Source organism: Streptomyces sp. NPDC054786 (assembly GCF_053611685.1).
In genome coordinates, this window is record NZ_JBSHAW010000007.1 from 179,581 (window position 1) to 197,926 (window position 18,346).

An 18,346-nucleotide genomic window follows, 5' to 3' on the forward strand; every position below is an offset into this window, starting at 1 on the left:
TGTGTCAGAACCCGTGCGCCGGGCCATGACGGAAGTCGCTTCAACCGGTCACAGACCGGCGACGTCCCCGGCCCTCTTCAGCACGGAGTCGAGCCTGTCCACCACGGCGTCGTGCCGCCTCGCGCGCGCCGCCCGGTCCGCCGGCACCAGCCGCGCGGCGGCCTGCACGGCACAGGCGTCCGGGTCGCCGAAGGCCGTCCGCGGGTGCTCTCCCGTATCCGCGCAGTGCGCCGTGACATCCTTGACCGCCTGGAGCACGACTGCCCGGTCCACGCCCGGCTGCATGGCCAGCCGTACCTGGAAACGCGCCATCCACTTTTCGCGGTCCTTCTCCCTCGACGCGTCCGTCCTCTGGTCCTTCTTCGCCACGTGCTCTCCCGGGTGATCGGCAGCCGTCCGTCATGGAGTTGGACGCCAAGGGCATCGAGTGGGTTGCGGAACCGAGAATCTGATGAGTTTCAGGCGACTGCCGGGAGCCGCACGAGCTCCACCGACCGGTCCACTGTCACAGAACGCCACAGATCACGGTTTCTCGCACAGCTTCCAGCCCCGCACGCCCCGTCCGGAAGTTGCTGAAGCCGTCGGCGGCATCAGCGGTCACCCACCGGAACGGAATCTTGTCCGCGATCGCGCGGGACTCTCCTCGCTGAAGGGCTGGCACATCAAGTCCATCGGCCGCTACTGGTGCAACTTCGCGGCCGCGGGCCGGGCGAGGGGCTGCGCCCCCTTCGCGACCCGCACCCCGTGGATGCGGTGGAAGGTCGCGGGGTGCCGCTCCGGGTGGCCCTCCTCGTCCCAGCACGACCCGCCGGTGGGACGGATACCGAACGGCCGAACTCGTCGAATGCGAACACCCAGTCCGGGAACCGCTCCATCACGTGCTCTATGCGGTCGGCGTCGCGCTCGGAATCCGGAGACTCCTTCCACGTCTTGGTGCGCTGGAAGGCGACGCCGCGGCGGGAGGGCAGGCACCGTAACGCCTTGCGGCCGACGCCCTGCGCCCGCTGCGTGATCCGGACGCGCCGGAGCTGGACGAGGACGACGGCGCCGAGGATGAGGGCCCGTCGTCAGGACCTTGCGACGCGCTGATCCGGCTTGAAGCGACCCCAGCCCGTCGCGGAACCGGCCTGCGCGGGTCGGCGTCCCTCCGTGCATCCGCAAGATCGAGTTCACTGGAGGACGCGCCCATGACTGGTACGACCACCCGTTACCTCTATCTCACCCGGCACGGCGAGGCATCGCCGGACGAGAGCGAACTGACGGATGCAGGCCGTCATCAGGCTGCCCTGCTGGGGGAGCGGCTCCGTGGGGTCCCGCTGGCGGCGATCCGGCACGGGCCGCTCGCCCGCGCCGAGCAGACCGCCCAGCTGGTCGGTGAACAGCTCGACGGCGTCGCTCCGAAGCGGCTGGCGACTTCATTCCCTACCTGCCGACACGCGAGGAACTGCCGCCGGAAGCCGCCGACGCCTGGCTCGAGTTCCTGGACCAGTTCACGGCAGAAGAACGTGAGCGGGGCACCGGGCTCGCGGCGGCGGCGCTCGCGGATTTCACCGGACCTGTCGTCGGCGACGAGCCGCGCCACGATCTTGTCATCACCCACAACTTCCTCGTCGGCTGGCTCGTCCGAGCCGCCCTCGATGCGCCGAAGTGGCGGTGGCTGGGCATCAACCACGCCAACGCGGCCCTGACCGTCATCCGCTACGCACCCGACCGCCCACCGGCGGTCCTCCTCTTCAACGACACCAGCCACCTCCCCACCGAGCTCCGCTGGACCGGCTTCCCGCAGGAGCTCCACGTCTGAGGCCCGTTCCTCCGTGCGGAAGGGGCCGAAATGGCGAACCTGATCTACAAGCAGCTCTCCACCGACCAGCAGTCGACCGCCCGGCAGAACCTCGTCCTGGCCAGCAATCGCGCCTCATCGTCATCGAGCGCTTCGAGCGGCTGCGGCCACAAGATCCTGAGCCCCCATGGGACGACGCCTCATACGACCCCGTCGACGACCCCACCGAGTGCTGTCTTGGGTCTGGCGGTCCAGGAACTCGAACCGCAGGTCGGCTCACCACCGCCTGCGCGGAGAGCACTAGGAGACTTGCCAGCGCCGCGCGCCAGCTGTCGGCTCACCAACGCCTGGGCGGAAAGCACCCTTCCCGACCTGCAACGTTAGGAGCGCTTTACCAATTCGTGATGCAAGCAATCAGGGGCATACACCCGCCTGAATGTACCCCGACCAGCACCTATATGCCGGTGAACGTACGTGTAGTGGCCGTGACGTAGACGATGGCGTACTCGCAGGTGGTCCCGGCGGCCTCGATGCCGCCGTCGACGGTGTTGGTCGTGGCGACGTGGGCGAGTTACGGGCCGCCTCGCTCGGGGTGAGGGGGCGCTCCTCCCAGTTGGCGTAGGCGAAGCGGCCGGTGGTCTGCGCGGGCTTGGAGGTCCTCACGACGAGGCGGCGGGAGGTGCCCTTGAAGCAGGTTCCCTGCGGCGTAGCAGGCGTCGATAGACTGCGGGCCGTCGGCCACGGCGTCGCCGACGGATGCCCTCGTGAGCAGGCGAAAATTCGGGTGAGATTGGCGCGACGATGCGAAACACTCGCGCCGACCGATGAGTTCTGCCAGGCATGCCGGTCTCTTCCCACAATCACCCCCACGTTCGTGCCGCCGGCCCTTGGCTGAGGGGCGACTGTGACCAGGAACCCCAGCGAGGTGCTGCCATGTCAGCTGCAATACAAGAACGACCGGCCGTGCAGGCGGGCCGCATACCGACCGTGGTGCGGCTGCTGGTGCTGGCCACGTTCGTGGTGATCCTGAACGAGACGATCTTGATCAACGCCATCCCGCGGTTGATGGACTCGTTGCGCATCACCCAGCAGTCGGCGCAGTGGGTATCCACTGCGTTCATGCTGACCATGGCCGCCGTGATTCCGATCACCGGCTGGTTCCTGCAGCGGGTCACCACCCGCCAGGCTTACGCCATCGCGATGGGGGTGTTCCTCGCGGGTACCGCACTGTCAGCCGTCGCGCCGTCCTTCGAGGTGCTGCTGCTGGGGCGGATCGTGCAGGCCGCAGGTACAGCCGTGATGATGCCCCTGCTGATGACCACGTTGATGATCGTGGTGCCCGAGCATGACCGCGGCCGGGTGATGGGCAACGTCACCCTGGCGATCTCGGTGGCACCCGCGCTCGGACCTGCCGTGTCCGGGTTGATCCTGCAGGTCGGCTCCTGGCGCATGCTGTTCGTGGCCGTCCTGCCCATCGCGGCTTTGGTGACCCTGCTCGGGCTGCGCAAGGTCGACAACATCAGCGAGCCGCAGGTGAGCTCCATCGACTGGCTCAGCGTCTCCGTGGCGGCGCTCGGCTTCGGCGGCCTGGTGTACGGCCTGAGCCTCCTCGGCGAGACCGACGGCAGGGTGGGGATCGGCATCGGCATCGTCATCGCCGGGGTCGCGGCAATCGCGGTTTTCGTGATCCGCCAGCTCAAGTTGCAACGCACCGGCGTGCCTCTGATGGACCTGCGAATCCTCGGGCACCGCACCTACGGCCTTTCCTTGGCCCTCATATCCATCGGCTTCCTGGCGATGCTCGGGTCGATGATCCTTCTGCCGCTGTACCTGCAGAACATGCGCGGGCTCAGCCCGCTGGAGACCGGCCTGCTGGTCATGCCGGGCGGTCTGGCCATGGGACTGCTCGGACCGACCGTTGGGAAGATGTTCGACCGGTTCGGCAGTCGGCCGCTGGTACTGCCCGGCTCGATCGGCATGGTGCTCGCCCTCGGCGGTTTCACCCAGGTCTCGATGACGATGCCCTACTGGCAAGTGCTGGGACTGCACGCGCTGCTGATGGTGAGCCTGGCGGCGACGTTCACCCCCGTCTTCACCCTTGGCATGGGCGCGCTTCCCCCGCACCTGTACTCGCACGGAAGCTCGATGCTCGGGACGTTGCAGCAAGTCGCCGCGGCGCTCGGGACCGCGCTTGTGGTGACCGTGATGTCCGCGCGCACCGGTCACCTGGTCGCCGACGGTGTCCCCGTCGTGCCCGCGGAGCTGAGCGGGACGAAGCTGGCCTTTGGCATCGCCGCCGCTCTCACCTTGGCGACGATCGCCGTTGCCGCGAAACTGCCGCGCCGAATCGCGGCCGCTGACGCCCAACACGGCAGCGCCGCGGACCAGCCCACCGGATCATGAGGGCTGGGTGGAGCCCGGGCCACGGAGCTGCGGAAACCACAGCGCAGGCCGTGGCAAACCGGCCAACCAGTCCGTAGCCTCGCCCTGAACCTGGCCGGACTTGTGCACTTGGCCTTGTCCCGGGCCTGCGCACCGGAGACATCTTGTGAGACAGGCGCGCGATCTCACAAGACGGCACCTCGAACAAGCGGGAGCGGGGCAGCGGATCGATCGTGAACATCAGCAGTTTCGGCGGACAGCTGTCCTTCGCCGGGTTCTCCGCATACAGCGCGACCAAGGCGGCGCTGGAGCAGCTGTCGGAGGGCCTGGTCGACGAAGTGGCGCCGTTCGGCATCAAGGTGCTGATCGTGGAACCCGGCGCGTTCCGCACCAACCTGTTCGGCAAGGGCGCGGCCTACTTCTCCCAGGAGCACCCGGCGTACGGGGAGAAGGTCGGCGCCACCCGGAAGCTGCTGCAGGATGGCGACGGCACCCAGCCCGGGGACGCGGTGAAGGCCGCGGCGGCGATCCGGCTGGCCCTGGACGCCGAGAGGACCCCGCTGCGGCTCACCCTCGGCGGCGACGCGGTGGACTTCCTCGTCGGGCACCTGGACTCGGTGCGGGCCGAGCTCGCCGTGTGGGAGAAGGCCTCTCGAGGGACGGACCTCGACACTCAGTGAGGTCCAGGGCGGCGCGGGACCTGTCAGCGCAGGCAGAACCCGTTCCTCTGCGGTCCTGGCATCGACAACGCCACCCGGATCACGGACGCCCAGGTCGACGCCGTCTCGCTGGCGGGCCGTCGGGCGAATCCGCACGCGTCTCTGCCCGCCGCAGGTCGGCGGCATCCAGGAGGGTGCCGCCCTGCTGGGCTTCTTCCTCATCTCGCTGGACGCGTTGACCGTCACCGTCGCACTGCCCGACATCGGCCGCAGCCTCGGCGGCGGCATGTCCGGCCGGCAGTGGGTGGTGGACGGCTACACGCTGATATTCGCCGCCCTGATGCTCTCCGCAGGCGCCCTCTCCGACCGTATCGGGGCCCGGCAGGCGTACGGCGGCGGCCTGGTGCTCGTCGCGCTGGCCTCGGCCGCGTGCGGGCTCGCACCCGGGCTCGGCGTGCTGGTGGCGGCGCGACTGGTGCAGGGGGGTGCGGCGGTGGTGATGATGCCGGCGTCCCTCGCCCTGGTCCGGCAGGGCTTTCCCGACCAGGCGAAGCGGGCTCGGGCCATCGCCATCTGGACCGTGGGCGGCGCGGTCGCGGTGGCGGCCGGGCCGGTGGTCGGCGGGGCGCTCACCGCTTCCGTGGGCTGGCGGTGGATCTTCTTCGTCAATCTCCCGGGGGGCCTGCTGGCGCTCGCCCTGCTCGCGCGCGTGCACGCCTCCCCGCGGCTGCCCGCGCGGCTGGACTTGGCGGTCTCGATGGCCTCGGCGACCGGGGCGATGATCCACCAGTAGACGGTGGGCAGATCGGGGTCAAGCTTCCGCTTGCGCCCGCAACGACACCACGACGAACTTGCCCGCCGTCGGCAGATCACGAGTAAATCGCAGGTAGGAGCCGTGTATTCGCCCCGACCAGCACCCGCACCCCGGACAGGCCGCCCGCCCTGCGGTCGTACGGGCCTCGACCCGGACGACCGTGTCGATCACCTCGACCGATTCCACCAACACGCCCTCGACCGAGGAAAACAGCAGCTCGTTCAACTGCGGCAGCACTTCGTTCACGGCGAAGGACTGTCGACCACACCACCGTCCCGCCAGGCGATTTTCTGGCGGACTTCAGTGGTCGTAGGCGGTCAGTGCGCGCATGACTGGCTGGCCGCGCATGAAGCCAGCTCCACTCATCAGGCCCCCTTGGAACCGATCATCCAGGGAACCGGGAGGCGCTCTACCGGCGGACCGCCGAGATCAGTCCGCCGGGCCGCTCCTCGCGCTGCGGCGGGGTGCTGATCGGGCGTCCGTAGGCGGCAGCGCGCTCGTGCAGGGTGTGGCTGTCGGCCTCCCAGCCGTGCCCGGCCAGCCAGCCCACCGGGTCGTCGGGCATCTCCGAGATCCACATGGACGCCGCCGATCCCGGCGCGGCGTCCGCGCCGAAGCGCTCGATCACGCCACGCGAGCCCAATGTCAGCCCCATCCGACTGCCAGCCGCCGACTGCGTGCTGACCCGGGCCAGCAGTAGCTCCACCGCATCCTCGGGCAAATAGATCAGTAGTCCTTCGGCGATCCACGCGGTCGGCACGGCCGGGTCGTGCCCTGCTGCGGCCAGCGCGCCTGGCCAGTCCTCACGCAGATCCACCGCGACGGTGATCCGCTCGCAGCGCGCGACGGCCCGCTCCTGGCGCAGCACCGAAGCCTTGAAGTCCAGTGGCGCGGCGGTGTCGACCTCGAACAGCCGGGTGCCCTCGGGCCAGTCCATCCGGAAGGCCCGGCTGTCCATGCCGGCGCCGAGCAGCACGACCTGCCGGACCCCGGACGCGGAGGCCTGCTGCAACAGGTCGTCGAGGAACTTCGTCCTGATGACGATGGAGAACGACACGGCCAGCCGTCGGCGTCGCGCGGCCTCGTCATCGGGCAGCGGAGGCGAGGCGGGCCACAAGCCGCCGGCGGTGGCGAAGGCCTGCGCCAGTGGGTCGCGAAACAGCGCGCTCTCCCGCTCGGTCTCCAGCGCCCGCACCCTGGCCACCCCCACCGCCGTGGCCCACACTCCCGACGGCTGCACCCGCTCCTGCTCACCAGTCACCGCGCCAGCCTAGATGATCGATTCCAAGGGGCCTGATGAGGGGAGCTTGCTTCATGCGCGGCCAGCCAGTCCCTCGCGCACTGACCGCCTACGACCACTAAAACCACCATTGGGCGAAGACCAACAGTCACCCCTTGTACGCGACCACACGAAGTGGGCCAGAACCCGAGAACGGACAGCACCTGTACACGAGATTGGGTTCTGGATCAATTCCTGTGGAGCGCGTACGTTGAGTGACAACTGCCTGCGGACTTCGTCGCAGCGCACCTCGCTCTTGTGGACGTGGTCTTCGCCCTGGACGAAGCCACTGCTGCTCTTCAACGCACCGCAAGTAGCCTGACCGAACCATGGCCTGGATGGACGTGGCGCCTTTATCGGGGGATCATGCTGAGCTATGACCAGTGCGGACATAGCCGTGGTGACAGGTGCCAACCAAGGGATCGGGCGGGAAGTCGCCCGACTGCTGGCCGCCGAGGGGATGGTCGTCTATCTCGGCGCGCGAGATCATGAACGGGGTCACGCGGCCGCGCATGAGCTGTCGAGTGACGGAGCGGATGTGCGGTTCGTTCAACTCGACGTGACGGACCAGTCGCAGGTCGATGCTGTGGCGCGCAAGATCGGCGAGCAGTTCGGCAGAATCGACGTGCTGGTCAACAATGCTGGGACCGGCGGCAGCCGTCCCACGGTAGAGGAAACCACCGCCCACGATTTCACGGCTGTCATGGACGTGAACCTGCTGGGCGCGGTCCGCACGACCCACGCCCTGCTGCCGCTGATGCGCAAGGCGGAGCACCCGCGCATCGTCAATGTGACCAGCGGCCGGGGATCGTTCGCGGTCAACGACGACCCGCAGCGCATGGAGTCACGACTGCAGGGACTGGTCTACCCCGTATCAAAGACGGCCCTCAATATGCTGACTTACCAGTACGCCCGTGCGTTGCCGAGGTTTCTGATCAACGCCGTCGACCCGGGCTTCACCGCAACCGCGTTGAACGGACACACGGGCACCAGCACTGCTACGCAGAGTGCCGGAACGATCGTGCAGCTTGCCCTATCGGTGAGTGGGCCGAGCGGGCGGCTTTTCGACTCCACGGGAGAGATCTGCTGGTAGCGCGTGACGCTCCGGGCGAGTCTGATTGGGCGATTCGCATCAGCGGGGCCATCGACTCGCCCCACGGAAGCTGAGGTTCTGGATTAATTTCTATGGCCGAACACGCCTCCGCGCACGCTTCACGCCAGGAGGACGCGTTTCCGGAGGAGAGAGAAGCCGGCCCTGCCGTACATTTGACGCTTGATCATTTTGATGCGGTTGACATGGCCTTCCACGATTCCCGAGCTCCAGGGCAGGGTGAGGCCCGCGATGACAGCATCGAGATCACGTTACAAGTCCGTTGACGAAGGTGTGCATGCTGGGCAAGTCGTCGGCGCGGACCGCCGTGATCCGTTCGAGGAGTCGGTCGCCCTGGAGCTGGGTGAGAATCTGGGCGAAGGCACGGACATGCCTGGTCAGAGCGTCCAGTTCAGGGCAATGCACCAGGACGGACTTGAGTTTGAGCCGGTCATTCTCCTGGAGAGCATCGGGGCGGGTCAGGATCCACTTGGTGACCGTCCGAGGGGTTGGTGGGCGAGCGTCCGTCGGTGTAGATCCGCGGAAGGGGCGAAGATAAGCACGCACGGTTCCGTATCCGCCTGCGTATCCATGAGCCTTGATCTCCTCCCAGAGGGTCCATGCGTTCGTGCAGCCCCCGGCCCAACGTTCGTGCAGGTAGGGCTTGAAGTCGTCGAGCTTCGTGGGCCGGTTCTGCCATTGACCTTGAAAGATGTCTTCCGGGGCTGCGGCGTCGGCGAGGCGTTTGACCGTCCGGTGGGTCATGTGGAGCTCGCGGCCGATAGCTCGCCTGCTGTGGCCCTCGTCCAGCAACCTGTGGACGGTTGCATGTTTCTCGCGGGTGCGGTCGGCGAACCGGTGCCCTGTTGGCCACGGTGATGTGGTCGATCCAGCTGCGGTCTGAGGCGCCTTGGTGGACTCGGGACGTCGCAGGGTGAACGATGCGGGCAGGCAGGTCCGATGCTGCGATACACATCGCTCGGCGGCCTCGCCAAGGTAGCGCCATAGGTGAAAGCGGTCGGCGACCTGGAGAGCCGTCGGCGCCCTTGCTCTGGCGCCTTCGGCGAAGAACGGGGCACGGTCGCGGCAGATCACCTCGATCCCCGGACGTTCGCTGAGCCAGGCAGCGAGCGTCGCCGATTCGCGGTCAGGCAACAGGTCCACTGGCCGGCCTGTCTCGACGTCGACCAGCACGGTCCCATAGACCCGGCCCTTGCGCATCGCGTATTCGTCGACGCCAACTACCCGCGGAGTCCGTGGCTGCGGCTCTGGGAGGGCGTCGACCAGCCGCAGCACGGTGCTGCGGCTGACCGTGATCCCGAAGACATCTGCGATGCGGGCGCCGGCCCGACCGGCGAGCGCGAGGCCGACCTCGGCCAGTGCCGACCGCAGCCGTTCGGTCCACCGGCTGTATCGACGGGTAAGCCCCGGGACCTGCTCGGCGAACGTCCGGCGTTCGCACGAGGGATCCGCGCAGGCGAACCGCCGGACGTGCAGACACGGCACGACGCGCCGTCCCGCGCTGGGCAGATCAGCAGGAAACCGCAGATAGGAGCCGTGCACCCGGCTCGACCAGGCTCCACAGCCCGGACACAGGGCGCCGGGTGCCCGGCATCGGATCCCAATACGAATCGCCTCGCCATGTTCTTCCGCCGACACCACCGCGACCTCTGGACCCGACAGGAACAGCAGCTCCTCCAAGCGGAGCATGACCTCGTTCACGGCCCAGAACTGTCAGCCACGACATGGTCTGGGACGGCTGTTTTCGGGCGACCTCCTCAGAGCAACCACCAAGATCAACAGTCACACAGAGTGCGCGCTCCACAGGAATTGATCCAGAACCCGAGATTGGGAGGCGTCGGCGGCGCGTCGTGTTCGATGTTCACGAGTAACGACAGCGCCCCCAGCGCGCCGCGCCGTCACAGGGCCTCACCTCGGGAAGCCGAGATGAGGCCCAAGTAGCTTTGCGTATCGGCTCCGTGGCATCCGGCCAGGGAGCCTCCGCAAAAACCCGTTGCAGGGCCACGGCGGCCACTGCTAGCTTTCCGGCGGCCGTGCGAGAGAACGAGGAGGTGGTACCCGTGAACGCTGTATCGACATGGGTGCTCCCCTCCGGGGTCACGGTCGGGCGATAGGTCGTCCGGGAGCGCCGTTCAAGAGCACTCCCGAAAGGCACGACCATGCAATTCACTTCCGAACAGCGCCTCGACGACGGCGTCCTCGAACGCGAATTCACCCTCGGCGAGATCCCCGGCACCCTGTGGACGCCTGCACCCGCCGCACCGGCTCCGCTGATCCTGATGGCCCACAACAACGGCCTGCCCAAGGGAGAATCCCGGCTGGTGGCCCGGGCCCGGCTGTCCGCGGCGTACGGCTACGCGGTGGCCTCCATCGACGCCGCCGGGTGCGGTGACCGGCCCCGTTCCGCCGCCGATGAGCAGGCTCGCGCCGACCTCCGCCGGGCGATGGCGGCCGGCGAGCCGGTCGACGAGATCTTCGAGTCCTTCATCGGCCCGCTGGTCGAAAAGGCGGTCCCGGAATGGCGGACCACTCTGGACGCCCTCCTTGCGCTGCCCGAGATCGGCGGGCCGGTCGGGTACTCGGGGTGGACCGCCCTCGGCATTCGGCTGGCGGCGGTCGAGCCGCGCATCGCGGCCGCCGGTTTCTTCGCCGGGGGTTACGTGCCCCGCGCCCAGCGCGAGGAGGCCCGGCAGGTCACCATTCCCCTGCTGCTCCTGCTGCAGTGGGACGACGAAGGGAACCCCCGGCAACGCGCCCTGGACCTGTTCGACGCCTTCGGCAGCAAGGAGAAGACGCTGCACGCCAATCTGGGCGGGCACCTCGGCACCCCGTGGTTCGAGCGGGAGGACGGGGACCGGTTCTTCGGCCGGCACCTGAAGTGAGGGCGGGCCGCCAGGCCGACAGCAGAGGGTAGGCGGTGTCGGCCAGGATGCCGCTCGTCGAGGACAGGTCCCCGGCTCTCCTCAGCTCTCTGCACCGCGGGCTTCTGCCAACCAGGCAGAGGCCCGCGGTGCCCTGAGCCACGAACTGTGCGATTTTGGCAGAGCTTCGCGTGCTGCCCAATCTCGTGTACGGGTGCTGTCGGTCCTCGTGAATAAAGCCGGCGCCGCGGCTGGCCACCGCACCTCGCCGCGTTGTCGGAGTCGCTCACGTACTTTCCCCCCGGCCCCCGGCCCCCGGCCCCCGGCTTCCGGGCCTGCGGGAGCCGCGGCCTGATCCACGAAGATCGACAGGCGAGGTGGGAAACTGCTTTTGGAGGGGCTGACGGCGTGTCCGGATTGCCGAACGACCTCGTAAGCGGTCACTCGCCGACGGATACAATGCGAACGTAAATCTTGAGCGCTGTCGCACTGCTGGACCGCGCCCGGCACGCGGGTGTCCGGACCGTCCACGCGGCCGGGGCAGGGTCTCGTCACCTCTGTCCAGCGCTGAAGGGCCAGGTCCGGCAGATGCCTTCGCATAGGCGACGAATTGCCTAAGGGAACGGAATCGCCAGGCTTCGGTTGGCCGAGCGTGAGAGGGACGCAGACGGGGTATCGGCCCGGCCGAGCGTCAGCCGGTGCCCACAGGAGAACCAAACGATGCTTCTAGGCCGGCTCGCCGAGCGTAAGGCGATCGAACGGCTACTCGCGGACGTGCGGTCGAGGCGCAGCGGCGTGCTGGTGGGTCTGCTGGCCGAGGTCTCCGAGGAACGGCCGCTGCTGTGCTTGGTGGACGATGCGCAGTGGCTGGATGCGGCATCCGCACAGACCCTTGCGGCGCGGCGTGACCGTCTCCTACGGGACCGTGCGCCGCTGGTGCTTGAGGTTCGGCCAGGGGCGAGAGGCCCAGGGCGCCGAGAGGGCCGAGCAGTTCGGTGGCGGCAAGCACCTCTCCGGGAATCAGACTGGCCAACACCGCGGTGTTGATTCGGTGTTCGCCCTTTGGGCGCTTTGTCCACGCCGTCGCGAGGTACGACAGACGTAACCAGTACCTCGGCTGACGCCATCGGAGCTGTTCACCCTCATGTGACGCTCGTGACCAGCGCAATCGAGCAGTACCACAACGTGGAGTACCACCACATGGACCACGAGATCGGCCGGCCGGAACCACGACAGTGGGAACGTGAGGGCGGAAGCGACATCCCGGTTCCGTCGCTCAGGTGCGCGACCATGGTGGTTCTTCTCACGGTGTAGGTCACGCCACCGATGTCCGGCCCACTCCGTCCTCGTGAGTGAGGACGCGCACGTCCACACAAGGAGGCAGGCATGTCCCGACCGGCAAGTGCACTACAGGAAGCGGCACGGCTGCTGACCACCGCGACCGAGCGCGCTCATGCGGGCACCGGTCGGCTGGTCCTGCTGCGCGGTGCCACCGGCACGGGCCGCACCACGGTCCTGGAGGCCGCCGCCGAGTACGCCGCCGCCCACGGTATGCAGGTGCTGCGCGCTCGCTGCTCCGCCGGCGACTCCGCGATCCCCTTCGCCGCAATCCTTCAACTCCTCTGCCTCGTACCCGAGTTCCCCGATCCGGCATGGGACGGCGATGAACGGGCGACCGGCGCGGGGCTGCGACGGGTGCTGCGCTCGTACGCCGAGCGGTCGCCGCTGCTGATCACCGTGGACGATGTGCACCTGGCCGACCCGGCGTCCCGCCGCTGGCTGGTGGACTCCGCCCGGCTCATGGACCGGCTGCCGATCGTCCTGGCGGCCACCGAGCGCAGCCAGTACGACGTCGACCCGCCCGCACAGGGCCTCGCCCACAGCCTTTCCCCCGCCCTGGTCACCACCCACACCCTGACCCCGCTGTCCGACAACTCGGCGGTGGCATCGGTCCGTTCGGCCTTCCCCGACGCCGACGACTCCTGGATCGAGGACTGCGTACGGGCCGGCGCGGGCAACCCCCTGCTGCTGCGCGCCCTGCTGGACGACCTCTCCGACGGTCGTCACCCGGTCGTGCCGGACACCTCGGCCGCGCTGTACCCGGGAGCGTTTTCGGCGGCCGTGCAGTGGTGGCTGGACTGCGCCGGGCCGGGTACCGCGGAGGTGGCGCGGACGCTGGCGATCCTGGACGAGGGCTGGGACCACGGACCCGCCCCCAGTGCGGGGTTCCCCGCCCTCCACATCCCCTCACTCCTCGCCGAACTCTCCGGCGCCGACCCGGCCCGGGTCGCGGGCTGGATCACCGCGATGACCGGCCTCGGACTGCTGCGCCCCGACGGCATGGGCCGCGCCCGCTACGCCCATCCGCTGCTGCGGGACGAGATGCTCACCGGCGTGCCCGCGGCCCGGCGGCGCGCCGCGCACCGGACGACCGCCGAGGCGATGGTGCGCCGCGGTGTCTCCAGCGAGCTTGTCGCCCGTCAACTGCTGCTCACCGACGTGGTGGACGCGCCCTGGGCACTGCCGGTGCTTCAGGACGCCGCTTCACTGGCGTTGCGTGAGGGGCACATCGAGGACGCGGTGGCTTTCCTGCGCCGCGCTCTGGACGAACCCCTCTCCGACGAGGGCAGACAACGCCTGCTGACCGAACTGGGCTCACTGGAGTACGCGGTGCCCGGCTCCTCGGCCGCGATCCTGAGGCTCACCGAGGCGCTGCGGCTGCCGGGGCCGCCGCAGGAACGGGTGCGCGCCGCGGTCGCCCTGGGGACGGCGCTCACCGGCCGGGGCAGGACCCGCGCGGGGGTCGAGGTGCTGCGCTCGCTGTACGACACGCTCGCCGACCGTCCCGACCTGGTGCGCATCCTGCGGCAGGCGTTTCTGCAACTGTCCGACAAGGAACAGCTGGTGCGGCAGGAGGCATACAAGCGGCTGGCCGAGGTGGCCGAGCGCTCGCCGGAGTCCATCAGCACGGCCGGTCACGCGTTCCTGGTGAAGTACGCGGTCATGGCAGGTCTGAGCTCGGCGCGGGAGGCGATGCTGCGCCTGCGCGGTCTGCTGGCGGAACCGGCCGACCCGCTGTCCGAGCCGTACCTGCTGGGGACGGCCGCCGCGGTCGCTCAGTGGGCCGACGAACTCGACGAGGCCGAATGGCTGGTGGAGCGCGGTCTGACCGGGCAGCGCCCCGACGTCCTGCACCCCATGCACGAGGCGCTGCTCAACACCCGCATCGACATCGTCGCGGCACGGGCCGACTACACGCGCCTCCTGGCCGACCCGCCGCCCGCCGCCGCGACCCCGACCAACGCCCATGCCCACGCGCTGACGGCACTCGTGGAGACGGGCCGCGTCGCCGAGGCCGAACGCCTGGCCGAGGCCTTCGACTTGCGGACGGCGCCGGAGTCCTGGGAGCTGAACCGGTTCCTGTACGCGCGCGGGAAGCTGCGCGCCGCGAACGGTGACCTGGCGGGGGCCCTGCACGACTTCCTGGAGTGCGGGCGCCGCCAGTCGGCCCGGGAGGTGTTCAGCCCGGTCGTCACCCCGTGGCGCACGGCCGCCGCCGAGTGCCATCTGGCCCTGGGCGTCCCACGGGAGGCGCTCGCCCTGGCCGAGGAGGAGCTGCGCCTGGCCCGGGTGTGGAACACGCCCCGCACGGTGGGCCGGGCACTGCGTGTCCTCGGCACCGCGACCGGCGGGCGCCGGGGTCTGGACCTGGCCCAGGAGGCGGTACGGCTGCTGCGTGGCGGCCCGGCAGGACCGGAGCTCGTGGCGGCGCTGCTGGCCCTGGGCCGTCAGTTGACCGCGTCGGGGGAGTCGTCCCGCGCCCGCGGCATCCTGCGGGAGGCGGCCGGGCTCGCCGAACGCCTGGGCGCGATACGGCTGCGGGACCTGGCGGAGGAGGCGCTGCGGGCGGGCGGCGCGCGCCGCCCGGCGACGCGGACCGGTGCCGCCTCGCTCACCGACAGCGAGCGCCGTATCGCCGAACTGGCCGCGGGGGGACGCACCAACGCGGAGATCGGGGATCTGCTGCATCTGGCCCGCCGTACCGTGGAGACCCATCTGACGCACAGCTACCGCAAGTTGGGCATCCGACGGCGCAGCGCCCTGAGCACGGCCTTGACCGGGGGCGACGCGGCGTGCGGATCTCTGGTCAGTGGTCGGGACACGTAGGTGGTCAGAAGCGGGTGAGGCCATGTACCGCAAGGAGACCAGGAAGCTGCTGGCAGCCCGCTCCCCCTATGCCCGCCTCGAGCGGGTCCGCGAACGCACTCCGGCGGTCCGCCAGATCGAGCACACCGTCGAATGAGGCGGCCAGCCCAGGGCCGACGCTCCGTGTAGGTGGGGAACTGGCTCAATAGGTGACTGTGATCCGACGCGCCGGGCCGTCTACCCGGATTCGTCCTCCGACGGGGATGACGAGTTGAGGGTCGGTGTGGCCAAGGTCAACATCGAACACCACCATGGTGTCGGGGGCGTACTGCTGGAGGGCCCGCAGGACGGCTTCTCGTTGTTGCCGGCGGAAGTGCGCCTTCTCCGGGGTGCTGAGCTGGTTCTCGAACGACCAGCTCTTGGCCCTGCCCATCAGTAGCGCGGGGAACTGCTGGAGTAGACCGCGTTCGCCCATGTTCCGAAGGATCCGGTAGACCTGTTCGGCGCGCGGCATCTCTTCGGATGTCTCGAGGAAGAGCACGTTACCGGCGTAGGCGTCGACCGGCAGTACTGCTCGGTCGGCCATCAGCAGCCAGGAGATGATCTCCAATTCGCCGCCCCAGCTGATCCCTTCGACCACCCGGTCGCTGTTGTGCCAGGACCAGCCGTCAGCGGGTTCCATCTCCGGTTCGGACTCGAAGGTGCGGAGGTCTTGCCAGGGACGGTTGATGTCCCCGTAGGCGCTCGCCGCAGTGAGTTCGTACTCGCCGGAGGTGAACAACGCCGCCCTGAGTGAGTCGGCGGTCAGTGGGTGCATCGCGCCGGGGCGCCCGAGCTCGACCATCACTGTGGCGCCGTGATACCCGACAATGCCCAGGTTCCGCAGGAAGAGCAGCAGGTTGGTGTTGTCGCTGTAGCCGAAGAAAGGCTTGGGGTTGGCGCGGAGAAGGCTGCGGTCAAGGTGGGGCAGGACGGTGATCTGGTCATCGCCGCCGATGCTGGCGATCACGGCCTTGATGTCGGGGTTCGCGAAGGCCGCGTGGATGTCCGCAGCCCGCTCTTCGGGCGTCGAGCCCATCTTCCGAGTCGTCGGATACTCCATGGCCTTCAACCCGAAGTCATCCTGAAGCCTGCGTAGCCCCAGTTCGTACGGCAGAGGAAGGACACCGGGCAGACCGGATGAGGGGGACAGCACCGCGACCAGGTCTCCGGAGCGGGGCTTCGCCGGGTAGAGAGGATCCGTCATCCGCTGATCATAGGAGCCGGTGGACCTGTCGCCACAGCGGATATTCCGGGGCTCGTCGCGAACGAGTTCGGTCCTTCCCCTCTCAACCCTGTGTCGCGGAGTGACGGAACAGCATCACCCTTGCGATGGGCCTGATCTCGGGCTCAGGCCGCACCTGCAGCCCTCCGGCGGGGTCGACATGCCCTTGCGGCCAGTCCACTCTGCCCGCGCATGCCTGGCACCCGCCGTCATCCGCCGTGTATCCAGGAAAGTCGACAAGTCGCGCGCCAGACGAAGGATTCCCATGCAGGATCAGGAAAAGGCCGGAACGACCGGGACTGCCAACGTCCGTACTCCAGCCCACAAGCCCGTAGCCCCCCGACCCACACCGCTGCGTGGCCTACTCGCTCTGCGGGCCGGCGCTGGAAATGCTGCCGTCGTGCAGATGCTCCGCCAGGCCGGACACTCCTGGGCCCAGCCTGAACAGCACCAGCACAACGCTGGTTGCGGACACCAGACCGAGCAGCCTGTGATTTGAGGAACCATCAACATGAATCGATCAGGCCCGCCACCGCAGACGCCGGGGAACGGCCGACGGACGGCCTCCGGCCTTCGACCGTGAGGACTACAAGGCCCGGCACGCAGTCGAGTGCGGCATCAACCGGCTGAAGCGCAACCGCGCCGTGGCCACCCGGTTCGACGAACTGGCAGTCCGCTTCGAGGCCACTGTTCTCATCGCCGCGATCAACGAATGCTGTGACCTGCCGGAAGCGTCAGCCCCGCATGTCATCTTGGCCGCGGTCAGGTCAGCGGGGTGAGGGGAGACAGGGGCGATGGGGGCTGCGTACTCCCGCGCCGGCAGCGAGAACGGCGACCACATCGACGGCCCGTCAGAGGACGTGCTGTTCATGCTGATCGACGACCTCAACGACTCGGACAACACCTTCGTCGTCATTCAGCCCGACGAAGACGACCCGGCCTGGTTCACCTCCGTCGCGACCCTGGACGAAGGCGGCTACGAAGTCGTCTGCCGCGACAGCATCCGCCGCGAACACGACGTCGCCACCGAGACCAGCATCGGGCGGATTGCCCGCGATCTCACGATCTGGATGGCCGCCCGCGACATTCCCGGACTGCCGACCCAGCACATCAGCAACTTCTAAAGTAGGGCCTGGCGCGCCACGCGGTAGCGGAGGTAGACGACTCTTGAGCTGAAGGTGCGGGTCTCGACGAGTTCGAGATCTACCCGGCGCTCGCGCTGGGGAAAGAACGGAATGCCACCGCCAACCAGCACCGGGTAGACCCTGGCCCGGTACTCGTCGATCAGACCCAATGCGGCCGCCTCGGCGGCGAGAGTCGCGCCGCCGATCGCGATGTCGCCATCCCCCGGCTCGGCTCGCAACCGCTCGATCTCCTCCGCCAGGCCGCCGGAGGCCAGGCGGGCATTGCCCTGCACCGTCGACAGCGTGGTGGAGAACACCACCTTTGGGAGCGGCTTCCAGATCGCGGCCCACTCGAGCATGGAGTCGTCGAGCGTGGGATCCTGATCGGCGGTCTCCCAGTACAGCATCGTCTCGTACAGCCGTCGTCCCAACAGGTGGACGCCGGTCTCTCGGATCTCGTCGGTGACGAAGCGAAACACCTCCTCGTCGGGCACCGTCCAGTCGAAGTCGCCGTTCGGCCCGACGATGTAGCCGTCAAGGGAGACGCCCATCGAGTAGGTCACGCTGCGCATCTGAAGTCCTCCTCGGGAACAGGTTCGACACTACGACCGCCGGCCGACGCAGGACTCATCACGGCTCGCGCGATCCCCTCAGATTTCCCCGCCCCACACGAAGATCATCACGGAGGGCGGCGATCTTTCACGACACACTTAGCCGCTGCAAGAGCTGCTCCGCAGCCGGAGCCTCCCGCAGCGTCAGAACCGAAGCCGCTTGTACCAGATGCGGTGAGCGGCCTGATCCGCAGTCGAGACTCCCCGGGCCCGGTCGCGTTCGGCGAACCAGGCCCGCGGCGTTGTTCAGCCTCTCACCGGCCGAGGAGCGCGAGGAGGGACTGCCCGGTGACCAGCCCGACAAGAACAAGGGCG

The 18,346-nt window shown here is 68.7% G+C and carries 11 protein-coding genes and 6 pseudogenes; 10 read left to right on the top strand and 7 right to left on the bottom strand.

Annotated elements, in window-relative coordinates:
- Positions 1 to 48: 48 nt before the first annotated feature.
- Positions 49 to 369, bottom strand: a complete 321-nt coding sequence (locus ACWGI6_RS08855; RefSeq protein WP_453266838.1) for a hypothetical protein — start codon at positions 367 to 369, stop codon at positions 49 to 51.
- Between the two features lie 354 nt (positions 370 to 723).
- A pseudogene (locus ACWGI6_RS08860) lies at positions 724 to 989 on the bottom strand (IS630 family transposase); the annotation flags it as partial.
- 198 nt (positions 990 to 1,187) lie between these two features.
- On the opposite strand from ACWGI6_RS08860, the pseudogene ACWGI6_RS08865 reads away from it, so the two are divergent.
- From ACWGI6_RS08865 to ACWGI6_RS08880, 4 genes and pseudogenes are all read left to right on the top strand, one after another.
- Positions 1,188 to 1,801: pseudogene (locus ACWGI6_RS08865) on the top strand (histidine phosphatase family protein).
- Between the two features lie 966 nt (positions 1,802 to 2,767).
- A complete protein-coding gene (locus tag ACWGI6_RS08870) occupies positions 2,768 to 4,183 on the top strand; it encodes an MDR family MFS transporter (protein WP_453266839.1) in 1,416 nt (471 codons plus the stop codon).
- 188 nt (positions 4,184 to 4,371) lie between these two features.
- Positions 4,372 to 4,842, top strand: a pseudogene (locus tag ACWGI6_RS08875) (SDR family NAD(P)-dependent oxidoreductase); the annotation flags it as partial.
- A 127-nt stretch (positions 4,843 to 4,969) separates the two neighbouring features.
- Positions 4,970 to 5,608, top strand: a pseudogene (locus ACWGI6_RS08880) (MFS transporter); the annotation flags it as partial.
- A gap of 24 nt (positions 5,609 to 5,632) precedes the next feature.
- Here ACWGI6_RS08880 and ACWGI6_RS08885 read toward each other — a convergent pair.
- Together ACWGI6_RS08885 and ACWGI6_RS08890 are read right to left on the bottom strand one after the other, a co-directional pair.
- A complete protein-coding gene (locus tag ACWGI6_RS08885) occupies positions 5,633 to 5,881 on the bottom strand; it encodes a transposase family protein (RefSeq protein WP_453266840.1) in 249 nt (82 codons plus the stop codon).
- A 163-nt stretch (positions 5,882 to 6,044) separates the two neighbouring features.
- Positions 6,045 to 6,860, bottom strand: a complete 816-nt coding sequence (locus ACWGI6_RS08890; protein ID WP_453266871.1) for a class I SAM-dependent methyltransferase — start codon at positions 6,858 to 6,860, stop codon at positions 6,045 to 6,047.
- 430 nt (positions 6,861 to 7,290) lie between these two features.
- Between ACWGI6_RS08890 and ACWGI6_RS08895 the strand changes: the two genes are divergently transcribed.
- Positions 7,291 to 8,007 carry an SDR family NAD(P)-dependent oxidoreductase gene (locus tag ACWGI6_RS08895; RefSeq protein WP_453266841.1) on the top strand — a complete coding sequence of 239 codons (717 nt, stop codon included), beginning with the start codon at positions 7,291 to 7,293 and terminating at the stop codon, positions 8,005 to 8,007.
- A 119-nt stretch (positions 8,008 to 8,126) separates the two neighbouring features.
- Here ACWGI6_RS08895 and ACWGI6_RS08900 read toward each other — a convergent pair.
- Positions 8,127 to 9,726: pseudogene (locus ACWGI6_RS08900) on the bottom strand (ISL3 family transposase).
- 458 nt (positions 9,727 to 10,184) lie between these two features.
- On the opposite strand from ACWGI6_RS08900, the gene ACWGI6_RS08905 reads away from it, so the two are divergent.
- From ACWGI6_RS08905 to ACWGI6_RS08915, 3 genes are all read left to right on the top strand, one after another.
- Complete coding sequence (locus tag ACWGI6_RS08905; protein WP_453266842.1) at positions 10,185 to 10,907, top strand: alpha/beta hydrolase; 723 nt, start codon at positions 10,185 to 10,187, stop codon at positions 10,905 to 10,907.
- A gap of 1,134 nt (positions 10,908 to 12,041) precedes the next feature.
- Positions 12,042 to 12,200, top strand: coding sequence for a hypothetical protein (locus tag ACWGI6_RS08910; protein WP_453266843.1), 159 nt, complete (start codon positions 12,042 to 12,044; stop codon positions 12,198 to 12,200).
- Between the two features lie 72 nt (positions 12,201 to 12,272).
- Complete coding sequence (locus tag ACWGI6_RS08915; RefSeq protein WP_453266844.1) at positions 12,273 to 15,053, top strand: AAA family ATPase; 2,781 nt, start codon at positions 12,273 to 12,275, stop codon at positions 15,051 to 15,053.
- 181 nt (positions 15,054 to 15,234) lie between these two features.
- Here the strand turns inward: ACWGI6_RS08915 and ACWGI6_RS08920 are convergent, their stop codons facing one another.
- Positions 15,235 to 16,278 (bottom strand): S66 family peptidase, encoded by a 1,044-nt coding sequence (locus ACWGI6_RS08920; RefSeq protein WP_453266845.1) that lies wholly within the window; start codon positions 16,276 to 16,278, stop codon positions 15,235 to 15,237.
- A gap of 536 nt (positions 16,279 to 16,814) precedes the next feature.
- Between ACWGI6_RS08920 and ACWGI6_RS08925 the strand changes: the two are divergent.
- Positions 16,815 to 17,075, top strand: a pseudogene (locus tag ACWGI6_RS08925) (hypothetical protein); the annotation flags it as partial.
- 15 nt (positions 17,076 to 17,090) lie between these two features.
- Positions 17,091 to 17,420: a hypothetical protein gene (locus ACWGI6_RS08930; RefSeq protein WP_453266846.1), complete on the top strand. Its 330-nt coding sequence runs from the start codon at positions 17,091 to 17,093 to the stop codon at positions 17,418 to 17,420.
- On the opposite strand, the gene ACWGI6_RS08935 is transcribed toward ACWGI6_RS08930, so the two are convergent.
- On the bottom strand, positions 17,417 to 17,992 hold the full coding sequence (locus ACWGI6_RS08935; protein ID WP_453266847.1) for a dihydrofolate reductase family protein: 576 nt from the start codon (positions 17,990 to 17,992) through the stop codon (positions 17,417 to 17,419). The two genes, ACWGI6_RS08930 and ACWGI6_RS08935, sit on opposite strands and share 4 nt — an antisense overlap.
- Between the last annotated feature and the right edge of the window lie 354 nt (positions 17,993 to 18,346).

Bases quoted from the DNA above. Each gene is read 5' to 3' on its own strand.
- ACWGI6_RS08895 (WP_453266841.1), top strand. From the start codon at position 7,291: ATGACCAGTGCGGACATAGCCGTGGTGACAGGTGCCAACCAAGGGATC.
- ACWGI6_RS08905 (WP_453266842.1), top strand. From the start codon at position 10,185: ATGCAATTCACTTCCGAACAGCGCCTCGACGACGGCGTCCTCGAACGC.
- ACWGI6_RS08915 (WP_453266844.1), top strand. From the start codon at position 12,273: ATGTCCCGACCGGCAAGTGCACTACAGGAAGCGGCACGGCTGCTGACC.
- ACWGI6_RS08920 (WP_453266845.1), bottom strand. From the start codon at position 16,278: ATGACGGATCCTCTCTACCCGGCGAAGCCCCGCTCCGGAGACCTGGTC.
- ACWGI6_RS08930 (WP_453266846.1), top strand. From the start codon at position 17,091: ATGGGGGCTGCGTACTCCCGCGCCGGCAGCGAGAACGGCGACCACATC.
- ACWGI6_RS08935 (WP_453266847.1), bottom strand. From the start codon at position 17,992: ATGCGCAGCGTGACCTACTCGATGGGCGTCTCCCTTGACGGCTACATC.